Annotated in this window: 6 protein-coding genes and 1 pseudogene; all 7 read left to right on the top strand. The window is 58.8% G+C overall.

Features of this window, described 5'->3' with window-relative positions; all coding sequences use genetic code 11:
• A partial coding sequence (locus tag BN1233_RS49160; RefSeq protein ID WP_210168221.1) for a hypothetical protein occupies positions 1-277 on the top strand: 277 nt, incomplete at its 5' end.
• A gap of 440 nt (positions 278-717) precedes the next feature.
• Entirely contained in the window at positions 718-1755 is a 1038-nt protein-coding gene (locus BN1233_RS20590; protein WP_048708634.1) for an ATP-grasp domain-containing protein, read from the top strand.
• Positions 1756-1906: 151 nt separating this feature from the next.
• Positions 1907-3409 carry a hypothetical protein gene (locus BN1233_RS43110; RefSeq protein WP_048708636.1) on the top strand — a complete coding sequence of 501 codons (1503 nt, stop codon included), beginning with the start codon at positions 1907-1909 and terminating at the stop codon, positions 3407-3409.
• A gap of 271 nt (positions 3410-3680) precedes the next feature.
• Positions 3681-4622, top strand: coding sequence for a glycosyltransferase family 2 protein (locus BN1233_RS20580; protein WP_048708638.1), 942 nt, complete (start codon positions 3681-3683; stop codon positions 4620-4622).
• Positions 4615-5661 carry a glycosyltransferase gene (locus BN1233_RS20575; protein ID WP_046865515.1) on the top strand — a complete coding sequence of 349 codons (1047 nt, stop codon included), beginning with the start codon at positions 4615-4617 and terminating at the stop codon, positions 5659-5661. The genes BN1233_RS20580 and BN1233_RS20575 overlap by 8 nt, the downstream gene beginning before the upstream one ends.
• Before the next feature lie 206 nt (positions 5662-5867).
• Positions 5868-7745 carry an asparagine synthase (glutamine-hydrolyzing) gene (asnB, locus tag BN1233_RS20570; RefSeq protein ID WP_046865514.1) on the top strand — a complete coding sequence of 626 codons (1878 nt, stop codon included), beginning with the start codon at positions 5868-5870 and terminating at the stop codon, positions 7743-7745.
• A 788-nt stretch (positions 7746-8533) separates the two neighbouring features.
• Positions 8534-9562: pseudogene (locus tag BN1233_RS20565) on the top strand (IS110 family RNA-guided transposase).
• The last annotated feature ends 491 nt before the right edge of the window (positions 9563-10053 follow it).

Raw genomic sequence — 10053 nt, 5'->3', positions numbered from 1 at the left:
AATCCGTTTCTCGCGGCGGCTACCTCCTGAACTGCGGCCGCGAGTACGCTTACTTGAGCGCGTCCCGTTCGGCGATCGGCAAGACATGAGTGGCCAGCAGATGGCCAAGTGCGTCGACAGCGATGTAGATATTGGAGCCATTGTCGTGCGCTCGGCCTGTCATAGCTCGTGGGTAAGGTTGCCGCAGCGCTGTAGATGGTTGAAGGATTGGCGCCATCGCGCCGGGTTCAGGACCGGCGCGATCTTCCTTCGCTCGAGCTTGATCGGTGAGAGATAACCCAAGCCGGAATGGCGCGGGCACAAATTATACTACCCCACGCGCCACGTCCTCAGATCGGGGCTCATGCTCCACCCCACCACCCGGCGGGCTGAACACGTCCAGCACAACGGCGACATAAAGAAAGCCCGCTGAGTCGGGACATAGGTGATGTCGGCCACCCAGTGCTGATTCGTGCCATTTGCCGTGAAGCGGCGCTCGACCAGATCGGGAGCCGGGCGCACCCGCGCTCCGCTGTGTGGTGACCGGCCCTTGCGCCGGCTCACGCCCGAGACCCCGGCCGCGTGCATGAGGCGAGCCACGCACGTGCGGCTGATCGCGACACCCCCGCCTCAGATAGCCGCAGATGTCGAGCCCAAGAAAACCCGCACACCGGGTTAGCTAGACTAGCCCTGATCCCATTGAACTCCATATCAAGAATGGCCGATAGGGAACGGAGGATGCTCACTGTGTGGAAGCCGATTGCAGTACTCCTAAATCCGGCCCAGGCCCTCCGCAAGTATGGTGTCCGAGGGCTGACAGCAAAGACTGCGGAGTATTTGTTTCGCCCCATCCAGCGAGTCATGTACAAGCGAGCTGCCGAGGCCGAGCGACGCTATTATGATGAACTTGCCGGGATCGAAGGCGCCCAGCATCCCATCCCACCAAAGATCCTCCTCTACCCGACCTGCCCGCCACCTGGTGTCTACGTCATCAGCAAGATGTGCGCGTCCATGGGGTTCCAGGTCGTCTCGGCCAATTCCGAGGACGTTTGCCTCGCCATTGCCTGGGAGGATGCCACGCATGTAGACATTGCCCCTGTCCCCGGCGTTCGCACCCTGAACGCCAGTTGCCGTGACATCAGCAAGGAAGCGGTTGCCCGAGCCTTTGAGAGAGTATTCGGATACGGCTTCCACGTCGATCCTACAACTCACATCGGCCCCTTGGTTGAGAAATCAGACCGCAACGGACCTCACGATGGGCGGATCATTCACGGACCGGCACAAGCAGTCCCCGGTCGGGTTTATCAGCGTATCATTGACAATCAAGTAGAAGATCGTTTCGTCATGGACATTCGCACGCCGGTAATCGGCAATGCGATACCGTTCGTGTATCTGAAGTATAGACCTCTTTACGAACGCTTCAGCAACAACAATACCCGAGCTGTTCGACGCCCAACCTCAGAAGTATTCAGCACAGACGAGGTCTCCAACATTGTAGCTTTCGCTCGCGCGATGGGGTTGGATTACGGTGAACTTGACATCCTGCGCGACCGAGGCGATAGCCGCATATACATCGTGGATGTCAACAAGACACCCGTAGGCCCTCCGAATCATCTTGACAGGTTCGAGGGCCGCAGAGCTATGCGCGAGCTTGGAGAAGCTCTTGCTGCGCAGTTTATGGTCATGCCCCATCTCCAGCCAAGCCGGCGACCGATGGCTGCAGACGAAGGTAGCACGGGTATTGCGCAGTATCGGGTTCAACATGGGATTTCTTAACCCTCCGCGCCCACCTGCAGGCAACAATAGCTTTTGCGAGCAGAATGGCTTGGACAAAATCGCCTGATACAAACATCGAACCCGGGGTGCTCGCGCTGCACGCATACCCCCGCTGGCATAGTCTGAGTTTCAATACCAGGAGCAAACAGAGATGGAGAAAATTGGCGTCACTCGCGATGCTGATATCCCTCCGCTTGCGTGGTTGTTCACCGAGCACGCACCTAGCGGCTCCGTTATTTGCGGGACCTCCGTGATAGTTAAGCCGGATGGCTTTTTCGAAGGTGCCTGGGCAACCGAGAGCGTCGGTGAGTGGAATTTTTCCGACTCACCTAACGTCTTCGGGTCAGGAATGAAACGGATGTCCGAAGGATGGTTCGCTGTCCCACCATCTCACACACTCGAGTGCATATACATCATCCAGTGCGATGGCGCTTGGCGGGCATCAAACTCGTTGCCATTCCTGCTCGCTCACACAGGCGCGAAGTTCACCACGGAAGACCGTACATTGCTGAAATCCCTTGTCAGTATTGTGAGAGGAATTCACACTTCGCCAGTTAAAATTCATACCGACAAAGGCATTCTTCACCTCTTATTCCACCATAACGCACTGTTGGGCAAGCGACTTGAGATCAGGCCGAAGCCGGCACCTGCACCATTCAGCGACTTCGCTGCTTATCGAAACTACATTCAGTCAGTGTGCTCAGCTGTGGCGAAAAATGCCTCCGATCCGGATCGCCCGAGGCGCTATCGGCTGCTTGCAACGGTCTCGTCCGGCTATGACTCGCCTGCATGCGCTGCAATAGCGCGATCCGCTGGGTGTACAGAGGCGGTCACCTTCACGACTGCGCGTAACGGGGTCAGCGATGATGGAACGAATATCGGCCTGGCACTCGGACTCAAAGTTCTGCCAGTAGAACGATTAAGGACGAGCGAGGGCCACGAAGGTGAGGAAGCGGAATTTTTTGCAACCGGAATGCAAGCCGAAGACTTCGTCTACACCGCGCTCTCAGAGTTAATTTCCGGTCGCGTGTTCGTCACCGGCTTCCACGGCGACAAAGTCTGGGATCGGAGAAGCAAACCCAATACGAAGATAAAGAGAGGGGACATCAGCGGTTCGAGTCTCGGCGAGTTTCGGCTTGCCAAGGACTTTGTCCACCTACCTCTCCCCTTTGTCGGAGCTCAGCGCCATCCCGATCTTTCTCGAATCTCGACATCGGATGAGATGCATTGCTTCTCAGTGGGAGGCCATTATGATCGGCCCATTCCGCGCCGTATCGCAGAAGAGGCAGGCGTGCCTCGTAATCTGTTTGGCCAACGCAAAAAGGCGATCAGCGTGCTTCTGTTCAGCGATATCGACTTGATTTCGCCGATGACACGGCAGAAAATTCATGGCTATCTGCCGCCCCTGACCGCTCGACGTTTGGTAGACCACATAACATACCGCTTGGGCATGGCGGCATATCGCGGAGCAATGCGTATAGTAGGTTACGCTAGACTGCCCAAAAGCTACTCTGTCTTTGAACACACGAACCCAATGATGGTCCCCACCCTCAAGTGGGCCTTGCGCGAGGCTGGGAAGCGATACGAGACTGCTGCACCGCTGGATCGAGCGATGGCAGAGATATGCCGCGAATCCCCGGAGCTTAGCCCTTAGAGCGTGGAGTCTCGGCTCCCCAATCACCGCGGGCAGACATCCAGTATCTGTCTTCCCGCCTTCTTCCTGCAGGTTTGCAATGATCTGCTTTTCTGCCGCAGCGACTGATTCACGGCCCAGTTTCGTAAGGGCCGAACTTATGCCTCTGCCGGAGCGAATCATAACATGAGATCACAGGGGCTCTGTACCTCCTCAAGGTAGTTGGGTCGACAGGGTTGGCGTCAGCGGTTTTCGGCATAGTTATAGTGTAGTCAAAGACGGAGCCGGGGTCTTGATTGAAGCCTCAGTGATCATCCCCCATTACGATGACCTCCAGCAGCTATCTCTGTGTCTTGAGCTCTTGGATCACCAGACTCTTGAACGATCCCGTTTCGAGGTGATCATTTCAGACAATGGCTCGAAATGCGGCTTGCACGCTGTTGAGCAGGTAGCCGCCGGCCGGGCACGCGTCATACTCGCGCATACTAAGGGAGCCGGGCCAGCCCGAAACGAAGGAGCCAAATTCGCAACGGGCAAGGCTCTCGCCTTCATAGATTCGGATTGTCGTCCCACTCCGGATTGGTTGCGTCAGGGGCTCATCGGATTGGAGGAATTCCCGATCGTCGGCGGTCCGGTGCTTGTCGTGCCCAAAGATCCCGACCATGTGACGCCGGAAGAGGCGTTCGACATGGTATTCGGGTTCAATGCGCTTGAGTTCCTGCAAAAGCGGGGTTTTATCGGATCAGGAAATCTTTTTGTCCGGCGCGAGGTCTTCGACCAAGTTGGCGGATTTCGAAGCGGTGTGTCCGAGGATCTGGAGTGGAGCCATCGGGCGGTGTCGCTTGGGTTCCCCTTGAACCACGTCGCGGGTGCTGTCGTCTCGCATCCTGCGCGTCGCGACTGGAACGAGCTCGCGCGCACGTACGATCGTCGGACGCAGGAGGCCTATCTCCTTACCCGAGAGCGTCGCGCGGGAAAACTCCGCTGGATCATGCAATCGTGGATGGTGCTGGCCTCACCGGTTCCTCACATCGCGAAGGTCTTCGCCTCGCCGCGGCTTACGTCCTGGCGGGACCGGTGGGGCGCCATCCGGGTTCTGTTTCGCCTTCGCATTTTCCGCTTCATTCATGCTTACCGCGTGATGGCGGCCGTCGAGCGAACCAAACCTTCGGCCGACAATCCCCAAGCGGCACTCCCCCTCTCTCCCGTCCGAGCGGAGCGCTCCCGTGAGTGAGCACGTAGCGGTTCTTATCGTGGGCTACGATTGCCCGAACGAGATTCGAACCTGCCTCGAGGCATTGTCGCGTTCGACCCACACGACTTTCGAGGTGCATGTCTGCGAAAATGGCGGGGCAGATGCGTATCGCACTCTCCTCGAGGAACTTTCAAAAAGTCTCATTCTGTCGCTTCCCGAGCCGATCGAGCTGCGTAGTCGTCGCGTTCGAGCGTCCCACACCGCAAGGTTTCGTGCAGGAGGGCAGCTTCTGCAGATTCATGAGGCTGTCCGGAATTTCGGATATGCTGGAGGAGTCAACACCGCGCTTGATCTGATCGTCGATCCGAATTGGTCAGCCATCTGGGTTCTCAATCCCGATACTGAAGTCGATCCCGACGCCTTGGCGAGCCTTGTGGCGCATGCGCGGAGCGGGAATTATGGGATCGTTGGCGGTCGCCTGATGCTCGCCGAGACCGGAATGGTGCAACTCTATGCTGGCCGATGGCGTAAATGGATCGCGCGCGGCCTGGATATCGGTTTGCATATGCCGGCCGATGCCGTGCCCGATGTACCGGCAATCGAGCAGGAAATGGATTACGTGTCCGGAGCCGCAATGCTTGTGACGCGACGCTTTATCGAGTCCGTTGGGCGGATGGATGAGAGCTATTTTCTCTACAACGAGGAGGTCGATTGGTGCTTCCGGCGCGGCGAGTTCCGGCTAGGTTATGCTCATGACGCAGTCATCTACCATCGGCATGGAACCACGATGGGCTCCAGTCATGACAGGAGGCAGCGTTCGCGACTGTCTGTCTACTTGGACGAGCGGAACAAGCTTCTCTTCAGCCGGCGCTTCTTCCCTGCCGGGTACCCGATCATTCTTGTTGCGACCCTTCTTCTCACTGGTCAATATCTCGTGGCCGGCGCCTATGCGAACTTCAGCTATGCGTTGCACGGATGGCTCGCCGGATTGCTGGGGCGCAGAGGGCCGCCCCGGTTTTTGTCACCCCCTCAGCGTCAGGCTGTCCAAGCGCCGTCCCTTGGGCGGGCGAGCCGGTGATCGCTTACGAACACGGACGACAGGGCACTCGCCCCTTTGGCTCGCCACAGACTGGTATGCGGAGGGATGGGAATGCCTCTCGTCGCCTGGACGCATACGGGGGCGAGCTTCGCTTCCCTTGTCCTCGTGTCGGCGGGAGCTACCTATGACGGCGTGGGAAGAGAGCGCGCGGCGCGAAAGCCGCGGCCAATCACAAGCAGGATAGCATGTGCGGAATTTTCGGCTGGGTGGTCCCGTCTGCTCGTGCACTTGACAGTCAGGTCCTGACCGAACTCACCGACCTCTTGCGGCATCGGGGGCCGGACGGTGCGGGCTATTGGGTCGACACGTCCGAGAACCCGGATTGGCAGATTGCGTTAGGCCATCGTCGCTTGGCCATCATCGATCTTTCGCCGGGCGGCGCTCAGCCTATGTCTGACGAGCTTGGCCGCCAACTGATCTTCAACGGCGAGATTTACAACTATCTCGAGCTTAAAGAGGAGCTCAAGGGTCATCAGGCTCACTTCAGGACAAGCTCTGACACGGAGGTTCTGCTCAAGGGCCTGGAGATCCTTGGACCGGACATTCTCCCCAAGCTGCGCGGGATGTTTGCCTTTGCACTATGGGATCCGAAGCGGGGTGAACTCATCCTCGCCCGGGATGCCTTCGGCAAGAAGCCGCTCTACATAGCGGAGCTGCCCGAAGGGGGGCTGATCTTCGGTTCGGAGCTTCACGCACTTACGGCGTTCCCGGGGCTCGATCGGAGCTTCGACTGGGACTCCCTGGAGGAGTACCTCGTCTACCGGTACGTACCCGGGCCGAACACCTTTTTCCGCTCGATCAAAAAGCTGCCACCGGGCCACTTTGCGGTCTGGAGCAACGGCAATCTCACAATAAGGCGCTACTATACACCTCCTTTCGCCGATACAGAACCCGAGCCGATCGGCATGAACGAGGCAGTGAAACGCTTTACGGAAACGCTGCAGGAATCCGTACGCCTGCGGCTTCGCTCGGATGCGCCGTTCGGCGCTTTTCTCTCCGGAGGAATCGATTCGGCCGCTGTCGTGGGCCTGATGTCTCAGGAACTCGGCCGCCCAGTGCAAACCTTCTCAGCCGGTTTCAGCGAAAGCGATCATTCAGAACTCCCCTACGCGCGACTGGTTGCAAGCCATTTCAGGGCCCATCACCATGAGATTGTGGTCCCCTCGAGCGCTGTTTTCGATTTTCTCTCCGAGGCAGTCTGGCACCGTGGTGCGCCCGTATCCGAGCCCGCCGACATCCCGATTTTGCTGCTGGCCCGCGAAGCTGCAAAGAAAGTGAAGATGGTTCTGACTGGCGAGGGGTCGGACGAACTTCTGGCAGGCTATCCGAAACATAAATTCGAGCCACGGATTTCCCAATATCAGTGGCTACTACCGTCGATACTTCAAGATACGACAAGCGCCCTCGCCAATCGCTTGCCATACGGGGCTCGGCGGGCGGCGACGGCTCTCCGCGCCTTCTCGGTACGGGATCCTGAAGCCAGAATGGCTGTCTGGTTCGGAGCCATGTCGCCGACAGAGGCCGGAGCGCTCATGGCGCAGTCACGGCCGAGGCGCCGGCTCGACCCCTTCCCCTTCTCGGGTTCAGGGTCAGCGCTGAAACGAACTCTACTCTTTGACCAGACGTCGTGGCTCCCCGATAATCTCCTTGAGCGTGGAGATCGGATGATGATGGCTGCGGGCATCGAGGGGCGCATGCCATTCATGGATGTAGAGCTAGCCAGGACCGTTGCCGCGTTCCCGGACCATATCCTTCTTGGCGCCAAGGGTGGCAAGGCCGTGTTGCGCGAAGCAGTGGGCCGCCTGCTGCCGAGAGAGATTCTGAAACGGCGCAAGGTCGGCTTCCGGGTTCCCGTGGAACTCTGGTTTCGTACAACCCTACGCGACTATCTGCATGACCACCTCTTGGGAGCCGATTCGCAGGTTGCGGTCATGTGCGATCGGAACAAGCTTGCGCAGATGTTCGACGAGCATACGACAGGGCGTCGAAACCACGAGAAGACACTCTGGGCGCTTCTCAATCTTGAAATCTTCACACGTGTTTTTCGACCCTCGCTTACCTAGTACGCAGAATCGTCGAAGTGCGAAACACTTGTGTTGTGACGAGTGCCGCGCCGCCGTTGGAGCCCAGGATTCGATCTGTGATCCGCGCTCCAATGAAAGTGTATACTAGCTGTGCCCACATTTCTCATCCGCTGCTTTTCTTGGTACAGCACAAACGATCAGTCGCGTCCTGAACACGGCGGCTGCATTCCCGGCCCTGCGAAAATCGACGTGGCAAGGCCTCCAAAGCGGCGTCTCCTGGACAACCGTCGATGTTCGGGAGCCACTCATTACGTCGCTGTAAAATCCGATCATGGCTCGATGCCTGTCGCTCTGATTGGGGCCGTAGAGTTGGCCTCGTGCTTGTCTCGAGCGGTGATTAGCAGGCGTTAGAGGCACGCCACTATAGCATCGGCCCCAAAAGTGGATTCCACTTTTGGGGCCGATGCTTGACTACCTGAGTGGCGCATCGTGCGGAAAAGTGGGCCCACTTTTCCGCACGATGCGCTAGGCGGGGTTCCGCGAACCTCTACGGAGATCGCCGTACCCACTCTGAAAGGTTGGGACTGCGCGAGCGTGGTCTCTGTGAGATCTTCAGAAGACTCCTTTTCGAAAATATCGGCCACAGTTCTTCAAGACGCACCCACCGATAGAATCTCGCGCAGCAGATTCGTACGATCGCCTGCATAGATAGATGCCGTAATGGGCCGGCCGCCTGCAAAGTAGCGGAGCGGAGTGGCTGTCCCTCAGAGTAATGGTGTTGGAGCGGGGTCCGATGTGATCGGCCCTGAGCATCATGAGGGACAGCCATGGACTATTATGCTGGGATCGATGTGTCGTTGGACCGCAGCAGCATCTGCGTGGTCGACGCCACCGGACAAATCGTCCGCTAGGCGAAAGTCGCCAGCGAGCCGGAGGCCCTTACGGCCTTCTTCGCCGGTTTGAGCTTACCGCTCACCCGTGTTGGCCTTGAAGCTGGCCCGCTCTTGCAGTGGCTGCATGCGGGCTTGCAGACGGCTGGCTATGACGTCGTGTTGCTGGAGACCCGGCACATTAAGGCAGCCTTGTCGGCCATGATCGTGAAGACCGACCACCAGGATGCCCGTGGCATCGCCCAACTCCTGCGCATGGGCTGGTTCCGGTCGGTGCATTGCAAGTCGCCGCCGGCCCAAGAGAATCGGGCCCTGCTGATGGCCCGCAAGCAACTGCAGGCCAAGATGCGTGTTGTCGAGTTCAGCTTGCGCGGTCTGTTGCGCGGCTTCGGCCTGAAGGTCGGGGAAGTCAGCAAGGGGCAATTCGCAGCGCGCGTGCGCACGCTCGCCGCTGGTCATGCGATGCTGGAGAGGATTGCGGATGCCATGCTGCGGGCCCGAGAGGCGCTGCAGGCGGAGTTCGCCAGGCTACATCGCGCCATGGTGGCGATCGTGCGCGGCGACGAAGTCTGCCGGCGGCTGATGAGCGTGCCCGGAGTTGGAGCGTTGATCGCCGTGACCTTCACCTCTGCCGTCGACCAGCCCGATCGGTTCTCCCGCTCGCGGGCGGTGGGCGCGCACTTTGGGTTGACGCCGAAGAAGTACCAGTCGGGCGAGACCGACATCACCGGCGCGGTGAGCCGGGTTGGCGATCCGATGGTGCGCACGGCGCTCTATGAAGGAGCCCATATCATGCTCACGCGGGCGGTGCGCTTCTCATCGCTCAAACGCTGGGCCTTGGAGGTGGCGAAGCGGCGGGGCATGAAGCGCGCCAAGGTGGCGCTGGCCCGCAAGCTCGCCGTCATTCTTCATCGCATGTGGGTGGATGGCAGCACGTTCCGTTGGAGCCGGGAGGTGACGGCATAGCAAGACACAACAGTTCGGAACCGGAGCGCGAACTCCGTTCCACTGAGGTCCCGTCGCCGGGACGATGGAGGCGGTGAAGCCGTAAGTAGTGCCGTGCGCGCCTCTCGAGGCAGAACACGCGTTTTAGATGGACTGACCGCATCCACTCTGATGGCATGGTGGGGCGGCGTCACGCCGACCCCGAACAGAAGCAAAACTTCGGCGACGTGACACTCACTCAGGGGATTGACACCCAACGGCCCATTACAGAAGTGCACTACTGCGTTACGGCCCCAAAGTTCTTGTGGCCCTTGACGGCTGTCAATCGGCCGCACCTGCTGCCGCAAGGTTACGTATTCGCACCTAGATTGCCTTACCAAAGGTCAGTTGCCTCAGTAGTGACCTCAAGCAACTCCTGCTGATCAAAATCACCCAAGGCCGGGCGACTTAGCTCAATTCTGGCCTGACAGAAAATTGCTTGGTCTGAGGTTACTATGGCTACGACTATTACT

The organism is Microvirga massiliensis, from assembly GCF_001006805.1.
Classification (GTDB): Bacteria; Pseudomonadota; Alphaproteobacteria; order Rhizobiales; family Beijerinckiaceae; genus Microvirga; species Microvirga massiliensis.
This window is presented reverse-complemented; position numbering and strand designations above follow the sequence as displayed.